General features: G+C 72.9%; 18 protein-coding genes and 1 pseudogene. 9 read left to right on the forward strand and 10 right to left on the reverse strand.

The window, feature by feature from the left end; genetic code table 11:
* Positions 1-927 (forward strand): annotated as a pseudogene (locus KBX63_RS20175) (hypothetical protein); the annotation flags it as partial.
* A 144-nt stretch (positions 928-1,071) separates the two neighbouring features.
* On the forward strand, positions 1,072-2,904 hold the full coding sequence (locus KBX63_RS20180) for an NHL domain-containing thioredoxin family protein (RefSeq protein WP_210912930.1): 1,833 nt from the start codon (positions 1,072-1,074) through the stop codon (positions 2,902-2,904).
* Between the two features lie 54 nt (positions 2,905-2,958).
* Here KBX63_RS20180 and KBX63_RS20185 read toward each other — a convergent pair whose 3' ends face one another.
* Genes KBX63_RS20185 through KBX63_RS20195 form a run of 3 tightly spaced genes read right to left on the reverse strand, consistent with a single transcriptional unit; the run spans position 2,959 to position 5,217 of the window.
* Entirely contained in the window at positions 2,959-3,708 is a 750-nt protein-coding gene (locus KBX63_RS20185) for a LamB/YcsF family protein (protein ID WP_210912931.1), read from the reverse strand.
* Entirely contained in the window at positions 3,692-4,654 is a 963-nt protein-coding gene (locus tag KBX63_RS20190) for a biotin-dependent carboxyltransferase family protein (RefSeq protein ID WP_374102251.1), read from the reverse strand. The genes KBX63_RS20185 and KBX63_RS20190 overlap by 17 nt, the downstream gene beginning before the upstream one ends.
* Entirely contained in the window at positions 4,552-5,217 is a 666-nt protein-coding gene (locus tag KBX63_RS20195) for an allophanate hydrolase subunit 1 (RefSeq protein WP_210912935.1), read from the reverse strand. The genes KBX63_RS20190 and KBX63_RS20195 overlap by 103 nt, the downstream gene beginning before the upstream one ends.
* 105 nt (positions 5,218-5,322) lie before the next feature.
* On the opposite strand from KBX63_RS20195, the gene KBX63_RS20200 reads away from it, so the two are divergent.
* Entirely contained in the window at positions 5,323-6,000 is a 678-nt protein-coding gene (locus KBX63_RS20200) for a hemolysin III family protein (protein ID WP_210912943.1), read from the forward strand.
* A gap of 109 nt (positions 6,001-6,109) precedes the next feature.
* On the opposite strand, the gene KBX63_RS20205 is transcribed toward KBX63_RS20200, so the two are convergent.
* On the reverse strand, positions 6,110-6,397 hold the full coding sequence (locus KBX63_RS20205; protein WP_121655620.1) for a DUF6458 family protein: 288 nt from the start codon (positions 6,395-6,397) through the stop codon (positions 6,110-6,112).
* Positions 6,398-6,509: 112 nt separating this feature from the next.
* On the opposite strand from KBX63_RS20205, the gene KBX63_RS20210 reads away from it, so the two are divergent.
* Positions 6,510-7,049, forward strand: a complete 540-nt coding sequence (locus KBX63_RS20210) for a histidine phosphatase family protein (protein WP_210912945.1) — start codon at positions 6,510-6,512, stop codon at positions 7,047-7,049.
* 43 nt (positions 7,050-7,092) lie between these two features.
* Here KBX63_RS20210 and KBX63_RS20215 read toward each other — a convergent pair whose 3' ends face one another.
* From KBX63_RS20215 to KBX63_RS20230, 4 genes are all read right to left on the reverse strand, one after another.
* A complete protein-coding gene (locus KBX63_RS20215) occupies positions 7,093-7,362 on the reverse strand; it encodes a DUF6458 family protein (RefSeq protein WP_074315731.1) in 270 nt (89 codons plus the stop codon).
* 217 nt (positions 7,363-7,579) lie between these two features.
* Entirely contained in the window at positions 7,580-9,436 is a 1,857-nt protein-coding gene (locus KBX63_RS20220; RefSeq protein WP_210913090.1) for an acyl-CoA dehydrogenase, read from the reverse strand.
* A gap of 139 nt (positions 9,437-9,575) precedes the next feature.
* A complete protein-coding gene (locus tag KBX63_RS20225; protein ID WP_210912947.1) occupies positions 9,576-10,703 on the reverse strand; it encodes a PP2C family protein-serine/threonine phosphatase in 1,128 nt (375 codons plus the stop codon).
* Between the two features lie 101 nt (positions 10,704-10,804).
* Entirely contained in the window at positions 10,805-11,437 is a 633-nt protein-coding gene (locus KBX63_RS20230; protein ID WP_210912949.1) for a septal ring lytic transglycosylase RlpA family protein, read from the reverse strand.
* Between the two features lie 187 nt (positions 11,438-11,624).
* On the opposite strand from KBX63_RS20230, the gene KBX63_RS20235 reads away from it, so the two are divergent.
* The 3 genes from KBX63_RS20235 to KBX63_RS20245 are packed head-to-tail and all read left to right on the forward strand — an operon-like array spanning position 11,625 to position 13,783.
* On the forward strand, positions 11,625-12,176 hold the full coding sequence (locus KBX63_RS20235; protein ID WP_210912951.1) for a phosphoribosyltransferase family protein: 552 nt from the start codon (positions 11,625-11,627) through the stop codon (positions 12,174-12,176).
* A 33-nt stretch (positions 12,177-12,209) separates the two neighbouring features.
* Positions 12,210-13,295, forward strand: coding sequence for a questin oxidase family protein (locus KBX63_RS20240; protein WP_210912953.1), 1,086 nt, complete (start codon positions 12,210-12,212; stop codon positions 13,293-13,295).
* Between the two features lie 56 nt (positions 13,296-13,351).
* Positions 13,352-13,783: an ASCH domain-containing protein gene (locus tag KBX63_RS20245; protein ID WP_210912955.1), complete on the forward strand. Its 432-nt coding sequence runs from the start codon at positions 13,352-13,354 to the stop codon at positions 13,781-13,783.
* A 65-nt stretch (positions 13,784-13,848) separates the two neighbouring features.
* Here KBX63_RS20245 and KBX63_RS20250 read toward each other — a convergent pair whose 3' ends face one another.
* Positions 13,849-14,727: an LLM class flavin-dependent oxidoreductase gene (locus KBX63_RS20250; RefSeq protein ID WP_210912956.1), complete on the reverse strand. Its 879-nt coding sequence runs from the start codon at positions 14,725-14,727 to the stop codon at positions 13,849-13,851.
* A 29-nt stretch (positions 14,728-14,756) separates the two neighbouring features.
* On the opposite strand from KBX63_RS20250, the gene KBX63_RS20255 reads away from it, so the two are divergent.
* Entirely contained in the window at positions 14,757-15,164 is a 408-nt protein-coding gene (locus tag KBX63_RS20255) for a contact-dependent growth inhibition system immunity protein (protein WP_307871771.1), read from the forward strand.
* 113 nt (positions 15,165-15,277) lie between these two features.
* Positions 15,278-15,979: a dihydrofolate reductase family protein gene (locus KBX63_RS20260; RefSeq protein ID WP_210912958.1), complete on the forward strand. Its 702-nt coding sequence runs from the start codon at positions 15,278-15,280 to the stop codon at positions 15,977-15,979.
* Positions 15,980-15,996: 17 nt separating this feature from the next.
* On the opposite strand, the gene KBX63_RS20265 is transcribed toward KBX63_RS20260, so the two are convergent.
* The gene (locus tag KBX63_RS20265; protein WP_210912960.1) at positions 15,997-16,362 is read right to left on the reverse strand and encodes a VOC family protein; all 366 of its coding nucleotides are present in this window, start codon (positions 16,360-16,362) and stop codon (positions 15,997-15,999) included.
* Positions 16,363-16,366: the final 4 nt, after the last annotated feature.

The following is a 16,366-nucleotide window of genomic DNA, read 5'->3' on the forward strand; positions in this document are numbered from 1 at the left end:
AACGGCCCGGACCGCCAGGCCGCACCCGACTGGCAGAACGGCCCGGACCGCCAGGCCGCACCCGACTGGCAGAACGGCCCGGACCGCCAGGCCGCACCCGACTGGCAGAACGGCCCGGACCGCCAGGCCGCACCCGACTGGCAGAACGGCCCGGACCGCCAGGGTGGCCCCGCGTGGGGCGGCGAGTCCCCGGCCGAGCCGCACTTCGACGACCGGGACCGGCCGGCGGCGCCGAACGGGTTCGGTGACGCGGCGTCCCCGCCGCCGGCGTTCCCGCCGGGTGTGCCGTCGTTCGTCGACACGCCGGGCAGCAACCGGCCCGTGAACGGGGTCCGGCCGCAGGCCGGCGCCGAGCGCCCGGCCGACCGGTTCGGCGGCCCCGGGTCACCGGCCGCCGGTACCGCCGCAGTGAACGGCACGCCGGGCTTCGGCGGCCCGGGCTTCGGCGGCGGGCCGGCCACCGAGCCGGCACCGGGCGGCGGCTTCCCGCCTGCCTTCCCGCCGGCGCCCCAGCAGCCCGCGTGGGGCCAGGGAGCCACCGAGTCGGACCAGGGCCGGTTCGACGCGTTCAAGCCGGACGCCGACGAGCCGAAGGCGGAGCCACCGGTGCCGAAGGTGCGCAACGGCCGGGTGCTGGCGGCGGTGCTGATCGCCGCCGTGCTCATCCTGGCGGTGCCGCTCGGCCTGCTGATGCTGCTGGGCAAGTTCGGCGGGGACGACACGCCGGCCTTCGACCCGGCAGTCGGCACCTGCGTGAAGCAGTCCGGCCAGGGCGCCTCGGCGGTCGACTGTGGCGAGGAGGGCGCGTTCACCATCGTTTCCAAGGTGGATGCGAAGGACAAGTGCGCCGACCCGGCCCAGCCGCACGTGGCGCTGCCCGGCGACGGCACCAACCGGGTGCTCTGCCTCAAACCGGCCACCAAGTAGCGCGAACCGACGGCGGGGCCACGGGTGACCGGGGCCCCGCCGTCGTCGTCCCACCATCCCCTGAGTGGGGCGTAGGCTCGCCCGGATTTCGGTGGCTCGCCCCCTCCGGCCGGCGGCGGGCCGGTGATCAGGCACGATGGGGACATGAGCGCACGAGTACGGGCCCCCGAGCTACGCGGTCGGGGCTGGCTGAACACCGGTGGACGCGATCTCAAGCTCGCCGACCTGCGCGGCAAGATCGTCCTCGCGGATTTCTGGACCTTCTGCTGCATCAACTGCCTGCACGTGCTCGACGAGTTGCGCCCGCTGGAGGAGAAGTACGGCGACGTGCTCGTCGTGATCGGCGTGCACTCGCCGAAGTTCGAGCATGAGAAGGACGCCGACGCGCTGGCCGCCGCCGTGGAGCGGTACGGGGTGCACCACCCCGTACTCGACGATTCCGAGCTGGACATGTGGCAGCAGTACGCGGCCCGGGCCTGGCCGACCCTGTCGGTGATCGACCCCGAGGGGTACGTGGTCGCCACCATGGCGGGCGAGGGGCACGCCGAAGGGCTGGCCCGGTTGATCGACGAGCTGATCGCCACCCATGAGGCCAAGGGCACCCTGCACCGGGGCGACGGCCCGTACGTCCCGCCGCCGGCACCGGAAACCACGCTGCGTTTCCCCGGCAAGGCGGTGCTGCTGGCGGACGGCAACCTGCTGGTCTCCGACTCGGCCCGGCACTCCCTGGTCGAGCTTGCCCCGGACGGCGAGACGCCGGTGCGCCGGATCGGCTCGGGTGAGCGGGGCCGGGCCGACGGGCCGGCCGCCGCGGCGACCTTCTCCGAGCCGCAGGGACTCTGCGTGCTGCCACGGCACGTCGCCGAGGTGGCCGGCTACGACCTGGTGGTCGCCGACACGGTCAACCACCTGCTGCGCGGCGTACGCCTGTCGTCCGGCGAGGTCGTCACGGTGGCCGGCAGCGGCCGGCAGTGGCGCGCCTCGGTCGACGACCACGCGCACGACGCGCTCGCCGTGGATTTCTCCTCACCGTGGGACCTGGCCTGGTACGACGACAAACTGATCATCGCCATGGCCGGCATCCACCAGCTCTGGTGGTTCGACCCGATCAAGCGGACCGCCGGCATGTACGCCGGCACCACGGTCGAGTCGCTGCGCGACGGCCCGCTCGCCGAGGCGTGGATGGCGCAGCCGTCCGGGCTCTCCGTCTCCGCCGACGGCACCCGGCTCTGGATCGCCGACAGCGAGACCAGCGCCGTCCGGTACGTCGAGAACGGAGTGCTGGGCACCGCCGTCGGGCAGGGCCTGTTCGACTTCGGCCACGTGGACGGGCCGGCGGAGTCGGCGCTGCTCCAGCACCCGCTGGGCGTGTGCGCGCTGCCGGACGACTCGGTGCTGATCGCGGACACCTACAACGGCGCGGTGCGCCGCTTCGACCCGTCGACCGGCCAGGTGTCCACGGTCGCCGACGGGCTGGCCGAGCCGAGCGACCTGGTGCTCACCCCGGCCGGCGAGGTGCTGGTCGTGGAGTCCGCCGCGCACCGGCTGACCCGGTTGGCCCCGGGTTCGCTGTCGGCGGCCGGCGCCAGAACGGTGGGCGGCCCCCGGCGCCGCACCGAACGGAAGCCCACCGACGTCGCGGCCGGTGAGGTCACCCTCGACATCGTCTTCACCCCCGCGCCGGGGCAGAAACTGGACGAGACGTACGGGCCGTCGACCCGGCTGGTGGTCTCCGCGTCCCCGCCCGAGCTGCTGGTGGAGGGCGCCGGCACGGGCACCGAGCTGTCCCGCCGGCTGGTGCTCAACGGCGAGGTCACCGCCGGGGTGCTCCAGGTGACCGCCCAGGCGGCGACGTGCGACGCGGACGTCGAGCACGCGGCCTGCCACCTGACCCGCCAGGACTGGGGCGTCCCGGTCCGCGTGGTCGACGGCGCCGCGGCCCGGCTCCCGCTGGTGCTGCGCGGCCTCGACGCCTAGCTGTTGGGAAGGGCCCCTTGTACAACAAAATCCGATAAGAAGGGGCCCTTCCTTTCACGCGAACGGGGCTAGTGGGACGCCGGCGTCGATGAGGCTGGCGCGGACCAGCTCCGTGGCGGAGACCGCGTTGTGGGTGTCGCCGTGCACGCAGATCGAGTCCGCCGGGCAGGGAATGACGGTGCCGTCCACCGCAACCACGGTCCGTTCGGTGGCGATCCGTACCGCCCGGGTGGCCACCGCGTCCGGGTCGGTGATGAGCGCGCCGGGGGTGCCGCGGGGCACCAACGCCCCGTTGGGCAGGTAGCCGCGGTCGGCGAAGGCCTCGGCGACCACCGGCAGGCCGGCGCCGACGGCGAGCTGGGCGAGCGTCGAGCCGGGCATGCAGAGCACGGGCAGCTCGGGGTTGTGGCCGGTCACCGCGGCGACCACCGCCGCCGCCTGGGACTCGTCGGTGGCGGCCGCGTGGTAGAGCGCCCCGTGCGGCTTGAGGTAGCGGACCCGGGTGTTGAACAGCTGGCAGAACGCGCTGAGCGCCCCGAGCTGGTAGGTCACCTCGTCGCGCAGCTCGGCGAAGTCGTACGCGATGTGCCGCCGGCCGAAGCCGGCCAGGTCCCGGTAGCCGACCTGCGCGCCCACCGCCACCTCGCGCCGGGCGGCGCCCTCGCAGACCCGTCGCATCGTGGACGGGTCGCCGCCGTGGAAGCCGCAGGCGACGTTGGCGGATGTGACCAGGCCCAGCAGTGCCTCGTCGTCGCCGAGTCGCCAGATGCCGAATCCCTCGCCCAGGTCAGCGTTGAGGTCCATGGAATCTGACGGTAGTACCTGGCCGGGCCTGCGCGAGCGGGGTCACGTCGCTGACCACCCCGATGACCGGGTATCCGCCGGTGGTCGGATGGTCGGCGAGGAAGATGAGGGGTTGCCCGTCCGCCGGCACCTGTACCGCGCCGAGCACGATGCCCTCGCTGGGCAGTTCGCCGGCGACCGCGCGGGGCAGCGGTGCGCCGGCGAGCCGCGCGCCGACCCGGTTGCTCACCGGGCTGATGGTGTACGCGGTGCCGAGCAGCCGGTCGAACGCGGTCGGGGTGAACCAGTCGTCGCGGGGGCCGGGAAGCAGGATCAGGTGCAGCTCCGCCGGGGGCGCGGGGCCGACGGTCACGTCCACCGGCGCGGGCTCGTCGAACGGCTCGCCGAGCGGCAGCCGGTCACCGTCCCACAGCGGGGGCGGGCCCAGCCCGGAGAGGGTGTCGGTGGCCCGGCTGCTGAGCACGGCCGGCACGTCGATCCCTCCCGCCACGGCCAGCCAGCTCCGTAATCCCCGACGCGCCGGGCCGATCCGCAGCACCGTTCCGGCCGGCACGGTGAGCGGGCGTCCGGTGTCGCCGGGTCGGTCGCCGGCACGGATCGGCACCTCGGCTCCGGTGACCGCCACGGTGGTGGCCCGGGTCAGCCGCAGCACGCAGCCGGTCAGGGTGATCTCCAGGCCGGCGGCCTGCTCCGGGTTGCCCACCAGCCGGTTGGCCAGCCGCAGGGCGGCCGGGTCGAGGGCCCCGGATCGGGGTACGCCCAGGTGCGCCCAGCCGGGCCGGCCCAGGTCCTGCACGGTGGTGAGCGCGCCGGCGCGGAGCACCTCGATCTCGGCAGGACGGGTCACGCCGCCGCCAACCGGACGCGGGTGCCCGGGCCGAGCCGGGCCGGCGGGTCGGCGTGTACGTCGAAGAGGACCAGTTCGGTCCGGCCCACCAGCAGCCAGCCGCCGGGGGACGCGCTCGGGTAGATGCCGGCGTACGGGCCGGCCAGGGCGACCGAGCCGGCCGGCACGCGGGGGCGAGGGGTGGCCAGCCGGGGCAGCGCCAGCTCGGCGGGCAGCCCGGTCAGGTAGGGGAACCCGGGGGCGAAGCCGCAGAAGGCGACCCGGAACGGGGTGCCGGTCAACCGGCGCAGTGCGGCCGGCACGTCGATCCCCCAGTGCTGGGCGACCGCCGGCAGGTCGGGCCCGTCGAAGTCGACGGGGACGGTGACCTCGCCAGATTCCCGCTCGCTCTTCCGGTGCGCCGCGCCTTCGGCGTCGTTGCTGGCGGCGGCGACCGTCGGTGCCCAACGGGACAGCAGGTCGGCCGTGGCGGCCGGATCGGGCAGGCCGTCGAGCAGGATGGTGTTGGCGGCCGGCACGATCTCGACGGCGAGCAGCTCGCTCCGCTCGCGGCGGCGCCACAGCTCGGCCCGCCACGCGTCGACCAGGGCGGCCTGGGCCACGTCGGCGGGCGCGGAGCAGTCGAGCAGCAGGGCGTGCGCCCCGACGGGTCGGATCCGCATCCGCTCATCCTCGCCGATGTCGTGCCGGGGGGTGTGCCGGCGACGGTGCCGGGCGTCACCGGCGCGACTACTTGCAAGTAACCTACGGTGCCGTAACCTAATGTCGTGACCACCTCCGCCCCGCTTCGCTTGAAGCCGGTCGACATCGGTAAGCCCCGGATGCGCGGCTGGCTGCACACGTACGCCTTCTTCGTCGCCCTGGTCTGCGGCATCGTGCTGTGCTCGATCGCCGCCACCCGGCCGGGGTGGGCACCCCTGCTGAGCTGCGTCATCTACAGCCTGACCGTCTGTGGGCTCTTCGGCACCAGCGCGCTGTACCACCGTCGAGTGTGGTCGGAGCGCGGCTACCAGGTGATGCGCCGGATGGACCACTCGATGATCTTCGTGTTCATCGCCGGCACGTACACACCGTTCTGCGCGCTGCTGCTCGCGCCGCGACCGGCCACCGTGATGCTGGCCCTGGTCTGGGGTGGCGCGCTGGCCGGCGTGGCGCTCAAGATGGTCTGGCCGCACGCACCACGCTGGGTTTCCGCGCCGCTCTACCTGGCGCTCGGCTGGGTGTCGGTGGCCATGCTGCCGGACATCCTGCACGGCGGCGGCGTCGCGGCGCTGGTGCTGCTGGCCGTCGGCGGCGCGATCTACAGCGTCGGCGCCGTCTTCTACGCGTTGCGCCGACCCAACCCGTGGCCGACCGTCTTCGGCCACCACGAGTTCTTCCACGCCTGCACGCTGCTGGCCGCGCTCTGCCACCACATCGCGATCTACTTCGCGCTGTTCGCCTGACCCAACCGGCAGGACCCGAGCCGGGGCCAGGGCTCGGGCGAGCCACGAGCGGGCAGACGCGAGCCGGGGCCCCGCGATGCTGCGGAACCCCGGAGTGCGCGAACGACGGTCAGACCGGCCGGCCCGGCCGGCGCACCTCGCGGTACTCCCGCATGACCCGGTCGTCCTGGACCGGCACCACGCGATCGGTCACCACGCGGTCCTCCCGGACCGGCGCGGCGACCACCGTGCGGCGGCGACTGTTCCAGAAGTAGAGGGTGACGAGCAGGCCGGCGACGCCGGCCAGCATCAGCACCCAGCCGACCACGGCCAGGTTCAGCCAGCCCAGGTCGGCCTCCACGGCGAATGCGAAGATCGCGCCCAACGCGATCAGGAAGATGCTGCCACCAATGCCCATGTCTCGCTCCTCGGCTCTAACCTGGCGTACGTCCCGCCGCGGCCGTCGGTAGGGGTGCGGCATCCATCGACTTACCCCGGCACGGAGATCGCCAATCGGGCAAGCTGGTGACATGACGGACGCCCATCCCGAGACACGGACTCTGGTGCTGCTCCGGCACGCGAAGGCCGAGCAGGGCGGCGAAGGGACGGACGACGCCCACCAGCCGCTCTGTGCGCGGGGGCATGCCGACGCGGCGTCGGCCGGCGCCTGGCTTGCCCACCACGGGCTGCTGCCCGACGTGGTGATCTGCTCGACGGCGCTACGCACCCGACAGACCTGGCACGGGGTGGCGATGGGGATGACCGGTTCGCCGCCGGAGGGCGGCCCGGCCGGTCCCCGCCCGACCGTCCGCTATGAGCCCGGCGCGTACGACGCCCACCCGGAGGAGTTGTTGGCGCTGGTCCGCACCATCGACGCGGCGGCGCGGACCGCGCTGCTGATCGCCCACAATCCGGGCATCTCGCTGCTCTCGGCGCTTCTCGACCCGGAGGGAGCGGACGCGGAGGGGTTGCGGACCACCGAACTGGCGGTGCATCGCGGCACGCTCAGCTGGACGGAGCTGGCCCCGGCCCGGGCGCCGATCACCGCACGGCACACCGCACGCGGCTGAGCCACCCGCCGGTGGTCGACGGGTGGCCCGGGCGTACGCGGCTTCAGGAGGGTGGCGCGGTCGGCGGCGGCGGATCGGGCGGCGGCGGCATCATCGCCGTCGGGTGCGAGAGCCGGTTCTCCTCGACGATGAGGGTTCGGGCCCGCTTACGCCGGTCCTGCCAGAACCAGAGCGTGGTCAGCAGTACGGCCAGCCCGGCCAGGATGAACACCCAACCGACCGCGCGCAGGTCTATCCACCAGACATTGGCTCTTATCGCGAAGGTCAGGATGGCGCCGATCGCGATGAGAAAGATGCCGCTTCCTACACCCATGTGCGCTGCACTCCCCCGTGCGGTGGCTCTGGGCGTTCCCTGTCGTGACCACGCGACGGTTACCCGTCCCGCTGCCGGCCTATCGGGGTCGGGCCACGGAATAGCGGGAGTGGTACGGGCAGCGCGACGGCCGGCGGAGCAGTCGCCCCACCGGCCGTCGGTGTCGGATGTCGGATGTCGGATGTCGCTCGGAACCTTCAGGCGTGCCGCGGCACGCTCAGAAGGCCTCCTCCGGGAGGTCCATGATGTCGAGGTCCGCGCCCTCGATGATGCGCCGGTCCGCGCCGATGCGCGGCAGCACCTCGCGGGCGAAGAACCGGGCAGCGGCCACCTTTCCGGTGTAGAACGCCTTGTCGGTGGCGGAGAGCTCACCGGCCAGCGCGGTCAGCGCCACGTCGGCCTGCTTCTGGAGCAGCCAGCCGACCACCAGGTCGCCGATGGCCAGCAGGAACCGCCGGCTGCTGAGCCCGACCTTGTAGAGGGCGCGGGTGTCGCCGCCCTGCGCCTCACCGAGCCAGCCGGTCAGCACGCCGAGCATGTTCTGGATCTCGGCGAGCGCCTTGCCGAGCGCCTGCCGCTCCTCCTTGAGCTGGCCGTTGCCCGCCTCGGAGGAGATGAACTCCTGGATCTCGCCGGCGACCGCCATCAGCGCCTTGCCGTTGTCCCGGACGATCTTGCGGAAGATCAGGTCCAGGCTCTGGATGGCGGTGGTGCCCTCGTACAGAGTGTCGATCTTGGCGTCCCGGACGTACTGCTCCAGCGGGTAGTCCTGGAGGAAGCCGGAGCCACCGAAGGTCTGCAGCGCCTCGTGCCCGAGCATCTCGTACGCCCGCTCCGAACCGACGCCCTTGACCAGCGGCAGCAGCAGGTCGTTGACCCGCTTGGCCAGCTTGGTGGCCTTCTCGTCGCCGGCCGCCTCGGCGATGGCGACCTTGTCCTGCCAGGTGGCGGTGTAGAGAACCAGGGCGCGCAGGCCCTCCGCGTACGACTTCTGCAGCAGCAGCGAGCGGCGCACGTCCGGGTGGTGGGTGATGGTGACGCGCGGCGCGGTCTTGTCGGCCTGCTGAATCAGGTCGGCGCCCTGCACCCGGTTCTTCGCGTACTCCAGGGCGTTGAGGTAGCCGGTGGAGAGGGTGGCGATCGCCTTGGTGCCGACCATCATCCGGGCGTACTCGATGATCATGAACATCTGGCGGATGCCGTCGTGCTTGTCGCCCAGCAGCCAGCCCCGGGCCGGCACGCCGTGCTCGCCGAAGGTCACCTCGCAGGTGTTGGAGACCTTCAGGCCCATCTTGTGCTCGACATTGGTGGCGTAGACGCCGTTGCGCTCGCCCAGCTCGCCGGTCTCCTCGTCGAAGTGGTACTTCGGCACGACGAAGAGGGAGAGGCCCTTGGTGCCCGGGCCACCGACACCCTCGACGCCCACCGGGCGGGCCAGCACGTAGTGGACGATGTTGTCGCTCAGGTCGTGCTCACCCGAGGTGATGAAGCGCTTGACGCCCTCGATGTGCCACGAGCCGTCCGGCTGCTGGATGGCACGGGTGCGGCCGGCGCCCACGTCCGAGCCGGCGTCCGGCTCGGTGAGCACCATCGTGGAGCCCCACTGCTTGTCGATGAAAAGCTTGGCCCACTTCTTCTGCCGCTCGGTGCCCTCGACGTGCAGCACGTGCGCGAAGGACGGGCCGGAGGCGTACATCCAGACCGGGGCGTTCGACCCGAGCACCAGCTCGGCGAGGGCCCACCAGAGCGCACGCGGCGCGTTGGTGCCGCCCAGCTCGGGCGGCAGGTCCAGCCGCCAGAACTCGGAGTCCATGAACGCCTGGTAGGACTTCTTGAACGACTCGGGCAGCGGCGCGGTGTGCGTGGCCGGGTCGAAGACCGGCGGGTTGCGGTCACTGTCCGTGTAGCTGGCGGCCAGATCCTCGCGGGCGAGGCGGTCGACCTCGGCGAGGAAGCTCCGGGCGGTGTCGGTGTCGAGATCCGAGTACGGCTCCTGGCCGAACGCCCGGTCAGCCCCGAAGACCTCGAACAGGTTGAACTCGAGGTCCCGGAGGTTGCTCTTGTAGTGGGTCATGCTCACTGGCCCCGCTTCCGGACAGGTGTTACCGATCAGTAACCCCGACTCTATTACTCGCGGGTAGCCACCGACAAGCCGATCACGTAAGTGACAGGCATTACACACTTCCGTGCCGCGCCCGCGTCCAGCCGACCGGTCAGCTCTCGGCGGCGCCGACCTCCCAGCTCGGCACGGCCGCCGCCGCGGCGGTCCGCGCGCCGGCGTACTCCATCAGGACCAGGGCGATGTCGTCGTCGAGCCGGCCGTGCACCCACTCCACCAGGGCCGTCTCCAGCGAGGCCAACCCGTCGGCGACCGTGCCGTGCCCGAGCAGTCGCCAGGCCCGGTCCGCGGTGGGGAAGAACTCGCCGTCCCGCCGGGCCTCCCCGAGACCGTCGGTGAACAGCAGCAGCCGGTCGCCCGGCTCCAGGCGTTCCACCCGGGGGCGGACCACCGGCATGAACCCGAGCGGAGGGGCCGGCGCGGGCGGCTCCAGTGGGATCACCGCGCCCCGGCGCAACAGCAGCGGTGGCGGATGCCCGCAGTTGACGATGGTGAGCGTGCCGCCACGCTCCTCCACCAGTGCGGCGGTCACGAAGTCCTCGTCACCGACGTTGCGGGCCACCGCGCGGTCCAGGTCGGCCACCACGGCGCGCAGGTCGGCCCGCTCGTAGGCCACGTGCCGGTACGAGCCGAGGACGATGCTGGCCAGCCGGACCGCGTCCAGACCCTTGCCGCGCACGTCACCGATGATCATGCGAACCCCGTAGGGCGTGTCGATCGCCTCGTACAGGTCCCCACCGATCTCGGCCGTCGCGGTGGAGGAGATGTAGCGACCGGCCACCGACAGCGTGCCGACCTGTGGGCCGAGCGAACGCAGCACCGCCTGCTGGGCCACCGAAGCGAGCTTGGTCAACTCGGCGATCTTCACCGCCTGCCGCTGCCGCACCGACGCCACCGCCATCGCCAGCCCGGTGGCGAGCGCGACCCCGACCACGTTGACCGAGGTGACCAGCGACATCTTCGGCTCGACCAGGGCGAAGCCGGCCCCGATCAGGGTCGCCGCGGCGCCCACCCCCAGCACCACCTGCCACGCCGCCAGCGCGGCGGCCAGGATCGGGGCGGCCGCCAGCAGCGCGACGTAGTGCGCGGGACGGCCGTCCGCCAGCTCCACCGCCGAGACGATCGCGAGCAGAACGAGGGCCGCGCCGAGGCCGGCGCGGGATCCGGGGCTCAGCGGGCGACGGCCCGACTGGAGGAGTCGCGTGGGTACGAGGGACAGCATGCCTGATCCACGTGAGCGGGTGAATGAACCTGGCCCGTCGTCCGAGGAGGTTCTGTCCGGCTGGCGGGGGTGTCCGGCCGGAACGGCATCGCCCGCTCCGCTCAGCCGAGCACCTCGTACCTGACGGTGAGCGCGCCCACGTCGACCGAGGCGATGGTGGCGAACGCGGTCCGGGAGAGGTCCAGGCAGCGGCCGTCGATGAACGGGCCACGGTCGTTGATCCGTACCACGACCGATTTGCCGCTGGCCGGGTTGGTCACCCGGACCTTGGTGTCGAACGGCAGGGTCTTGTGCGCCGCGGTCAGCTCGTTCGGGTTGAACGACTCGCCGTTGGCGGTGAGCTGCCCGTCCGAGTAGAAGGAGGCGCCGCACGAGCCGCTCTCCAGCACCTTCGCCGCCGGCGTCTTCTTCTTCGCGGTCGGGCTCGGCTTCGGCGCGGTGGTGCGGGTCTTGTTCCGCGAGGCGGCCTGCGGCGACCGGCTGGCCGACGGGCTGGCCGTCACACTCGGCGAGGCGCTGGTACTCGGGGAGGCGGCCAAAAAACTGGCGGCGGGGCTGCTGACAGCGATGGTGGGGGCGAACTCGATGGTGGCCTGCTCCGGCCGCGCGGACCCCGAGGTCAGCTGCACGGCGCCGACGGTGCCGCCGACGGCGAGGGCGACGGCGGCCGCCGCGGTGGCCGCGATGCCCGCCGGGGAGGAGAAGATGCGCGTACGGGAGTGCCTACCTGCCACCGGCCCGGTCCTTTCGCCGACTGAACAAACCGGGTCGGACCGTAACGAGAGAAGCACTTCCGACGTCAACGTGATCATTCTGGTATGTCCGTATTTGGACTGGTACGTGTAGCCGATCATCCGAGCCGGGATGGGCCGGCCGGCCCGGGTGCCCACACGCCGGACACGCGTGCCGCAGGATGGACCGATGCCCGCTGAGCTGACCGAACGCCTCACCACCCTGTTCCGGTGGATCGACCCCGGGCCGGGCACCAGCCACCTGGTCAGCGACATCTCCGGCTGGTGGCGGGATCCGACGGTGCTGGCCGAGCTGGGGCCGGCCCTGGTGGCGCCGTACCGGTCCGCCCGGCCGACCGTGGTGCTCGCCCCCGCGGTCACCGGGCTGCTGCTCGGGCCGCTGGCCGCCACCGCCCTCGGAGTCGGCTTCGTGGCCGCGCACAAGCCCGGCGACGGGCGGCTGCCGGCCGGGCCGCTCACCTGGGCGCAGAGCCCGCCGGACTACCGGGGCCGGCAGGTCGACCTGGCCGTACGGGACCGCCACCTCGGCCCCGGCGACCGGGTCCTGGTGGTGGACGACTGGGTACGCACCGGAGCGCAGATCCACGCCCTCTACGACATCTGCGCCGCGCGCGGCGCAGATGTGCTGGGCAGCGCCGTGGTGGCCGTCGACTGCCCGCCCGACGTCGCGACCGAACTCCGGATCACCGGCCTGATCAGTGGCGCGGATCTGCCCGCTTGACCTGAACCATGGTTCACCTCCGACGATCGACGCATGAGCGACGGGATCCTCGACGAGGCGTACGAACGGCTGCACCGCACCGGCCCCGAATACCAGGGCTGGCTGACCAACCACGGGCCGATGGCCGTCGAGGCGCTGGCCCGGCACGGGCACCAACAGCGGGTGCACCGCTGGCTCGACGACTACCTCGGTCGCCTCGACGAGCTGCCCCGCGGGCTCCGCCCGATCGACGACTGGCGGGTGGCGCTGGGCGATGCGAAGCGGGCCGGTGACTGGCTGGCGTACTTCGACCGGGAGCTGCGCAAACACCCGTGGCGGGAGGTGCTCGGCACCTGGTGGCCCCGGCTGCTGCCCGGCATCGCCGCCGGCGCCACCCACGGCGTGATCCGGGTCGGGCACGCCGTGCGCGCGCTCGAGCCGGCAGGCGGGAACCCGCAGCGGCTCGCCGAGCTGGGCCAGGCCCTCGGCTACTGGGCCGCCCGCTGGCAGCCGGTCCCCGGGGCGGGCCGACTGCTCGACCCGACCCTCGTCGCGGGGGCGTCGGGCCGGTCCCTCGCCGCCGAAGCGGGCCAGCCCGACAACGATGGGGTGGACGTGGCCACCGCGCTGGCCGGACTGCCCCGGATCGACGACCAGTCCGGGGGCATCCTGGCCCGGCTGGGCCGACTGCCGGACGTACCGCGATGGGAGCCGGCACTCGCGGCGCTGCGCCCCGCGCTGACCCCGGACGAGGCGGAGCGGGGGCTCGCCACGCTGGTGCACCGGGCCGGCCTGGACTACCTGCGCTTCGGGCACGCCGCGCCGGTCATGCTGGTGCACGCGGTCACCGCGCCGACCGCGGTGCTGCGTACCCTGCCGGCACTCGATCGGGCGCTCTGGGCGCCGAGCCTCGCCGCCGCCTGGGCCGCGACGGCGGCCGTGACCTCGGTGTACGCCCCGACCGACGGGACGACACCGCCGATCGTGCCGGCCGCGACCCCGGCGGAGGTCTTCGCCCGGGCGGCCCGGCACGGTGACGAACACGTGGTCAAGCTGGCCGACGCGGTGCTCGACGCGCACGCCGCCACCGGCGACGAGCGGCTGCTCACCGCCGCCGGCTACGCCGGTCAGCTGATCTGACCGGGGCCGGCATATTGCGGCGGCGGTACGGGCCGCGCTGGCCTAGCCTCGGCAGGATGTGGCCACGGATCGGTGAACTGCGCGCCCTCGCCCTCGGCACCCCGGGCGAGCTGCGGGCGACCCTGAACACCCTGGTGCTGGCCGGCGTGAAGACCGCCACGGCCGGCCGGCTCGCCGAGTACGCGGAGGAGGGCGAGGAGCTGGAGCGCGTCGGCGAACGGCTGGCGCTGGTCGACGACGACGATGCGCTGGCCGGCGTCGTGGAGATCACCGGCGTCGAGGTGGTCCGTTTCGCCGACGTGCCCTGGGACTTCGCCCGCGCCGAGGGTGAGGGCGACCGCTCGATCGAGGAGTGGCGGGCCGGACATTCGGCCTACTGGGCGCGGCTCGGCACCCCGGTCGACGACGACACCCCGATCGTCTGCCTCCGCCTACGGCTGGTCTCCGGTGGCGAGGGTGGCGTGGCCAGCGGCGACCTCGGCACCTGACCCGGTTGTCGCTCGCGGCGCGGTCTCAGCCGCTGACGCTGCGCCCCGCTGCTGGCGCCGCCGGCTCAGCCGCGCAGCTCCGGCAGCAGCCGGGTCGCCACGTCGGCCAGGACGGCCTCGTCGCCGGCGTACCAGCTGCTGGCCCGGGGCCAGTGCGTCACCACGTCGGTGAAGCCGAGGTCGGCGGCCCGGCCGACCTGGTCGGCGAAGAACTGCGCGCTGCTGAGCGAGAAGACCGGCGCCGCGTCCAGCGAGAGATACCGGTCCAGGGTGGCCGGGTCGCGGCCGGCCTCATCCAGCGTGCGGTCCAGCCGCGCGGACAGCGCCGACACGGTGCCCCACCAGCCCTCCACGTCGTCGGCGTCGGTGCCGGTGGTCACCCAACCCTGGCCGAACCGGGCCACCAGCCGCATCGACCGCGGCCCGTTGGCGGCCACCACGAACGGCACCCGCGGCTGCTGCACGCAGCCCGGATTGTTACGGGCGTCCACCGCGGCGAACCAGGCACCGCGCCAGGTGGTGCCGTCCTCCCGCAGGATCAGGTCCAGCAGCTCGGTGAACTCGGCGAACCGGTCGACCCGCTGACGCGGCGGCAGCGTCTCGCCGCCCAGCACCGCCGAGTCGAAGCCGATACCGCCCGCGCCCAGGCCAAGCAGCAGCCGGCCGTCCGAGACGTCGTCCACCGTGGTGATCTGCCGGGCGAACGCGGCCGGGTGCCGGAAGTTCGGCGACGCCACCAGGGTGCCCAGTCGGATCCGCGAGGTGACCGTGGCGGCGGCGGTCAGCGTGCTCATCGAGTCGAACCACGGACCGTCCACCAGGTCCCGCCAACCCAGGTGGTCGTACGTCCAGGCGTGGTCGAAGCCCCACTCGTCGGCCTGCCGCCAGCGACGCTGCGACTCCGCCCAGCGCTGGTCCGGCAGGATCACGATGCCAATCCGCATGATCGCCAGCCTAGCCGCGCCGACCCCTCGTGACCGGCACCGTTCGGCGCGGACCCCACGTGTGGCCGGACCCCGATCCGGACGCCACCTACCTCGTCACTCGGTGCACCGAACTTCGTCGTAAGCCGCTGGCCGATTTCACGGCCGAGGACCTCCGCATCATGCTCGGGCAGGCGATCGGCGTGCCGTCCCTGCTGCCTCTCGCGGTGGGCGTCCTGCGCGACGATCCGCTGGTCGAGGCCGACTACCACCCGGGCGACCTGCTCCTGCAGGTGCTGCGGCTGCCCGACTCGGCGTGGTCGGGCCTCGCGGCGGAGCGGGAGCAACTCAGGGCGGTGGTGGCAGACCTCGTCGCCGGTCCCGCCCTCTCCGACCCGGATCTCTCAGCTCGTGAGGCCGAGAGGCTTCGCCCTGCCATCGAGCAGTTTCTCGGCTGATTCAGTGTGGCATCTGTCACACCACCGCCCGGTAGGGCGTGTCCGGTCGGCTCCGACCCATCGGTGAGCGGGCATCCGAGCCGGGTGCCGCCCGAGGAGAGGAATGGCGCGAGATGACGAAGGTGACCGCACAGCTGTCGGTGTCGATGGACGGGTTCTACGCCGGCCCCCAGTTCGCCGGCGAGGGCGACTGGATGGACTCGGCCGAGAGCGCCGGATTCTTCCGGGTCACCCGCTGGGTGACCGAAGCGATGTCGTGGCGCGAGCGACAGGGCTTCGCCGGTGGCGAGCAGGACACCAACTCGGACGTGGTCGCCGAGTCGTTCGACTCGGCCGGCGCGTACGTGATGGGACGGCGGATGGCCGACGGAGGTGAGATTCCCTGGGGCGAGGAGCCGCCGTTCCGCGCGCCGGTCTTCGTCGTCACGCACCGCCCCCGCCAGCCCCTGCTGCGCGGCGGCGGCACCAGCTTCACCTACGTCACCGATGGCGTGGCCAGCGCCGTCGAGCAGGCGCGCGCCGCGGCTGGCGGCAAGGACGTCGCGGTGGCCGGGGGCGGCAGCCTCGTGCGGCAGGTCCTCAAGGCCGGCCTGCTCGACCAGTTGGAGCTGCACGTCGTACCGGTCGTGCTCGGCACCGGCCTCCGGCTGTTCGACGCGGACCTCGACCTCGGCGAGAAGGAAGCGATCGAGCTGACACCCACCCGGGTCATCCACACGCCGCAGGTCACCCACATCCGGTACGCGGTGCACGGTCGCGCCCCGCTCGTGCTCGACGACCGGGGCAGCGGCGGCGGCCCGACGGTGACCGGGTGAACGGCGGTAGCCGGCACCTACAGCCGTGACAGCACCAGCAGCCTGTTGCCGTCCGGGTCTTCGACCCGGGCGGACCGCTCACCCCACGGCTGATCGACCGGCTCCTCGGTGACGATCGCACCAGCGGCCCGCAGCGTGCCCACGGCTGCGTCGCAGTCGTAGGCGTAAACGCACAGTTCCCAGCGGTGCGAGACGGAGGGGTTGCCGGCCTTCGGGTCGGCGGCCAGGCCCAGCTCGCTGTTGCCCAGCCGGAGTGCGACGAACTCCGGGTCGCCGTCATCCGGGAACCGGTAGGTCTGCTCGAAGCCGACGACATCCCGATAGAACGCGATCAGTCTCGGCAGGTCGGGCGTAGTCACGATCGGAAAGGCTTCGGTGAACACGGGA

The organism is Micromonospora sp. U21 (assembly GCF_018070045.1).
Taxonomy (GTDB): Bacteria; Actinomycetota; Actinomycetes; order Mycobacteriales; family Micromonosporaceae; genus Micromonospora.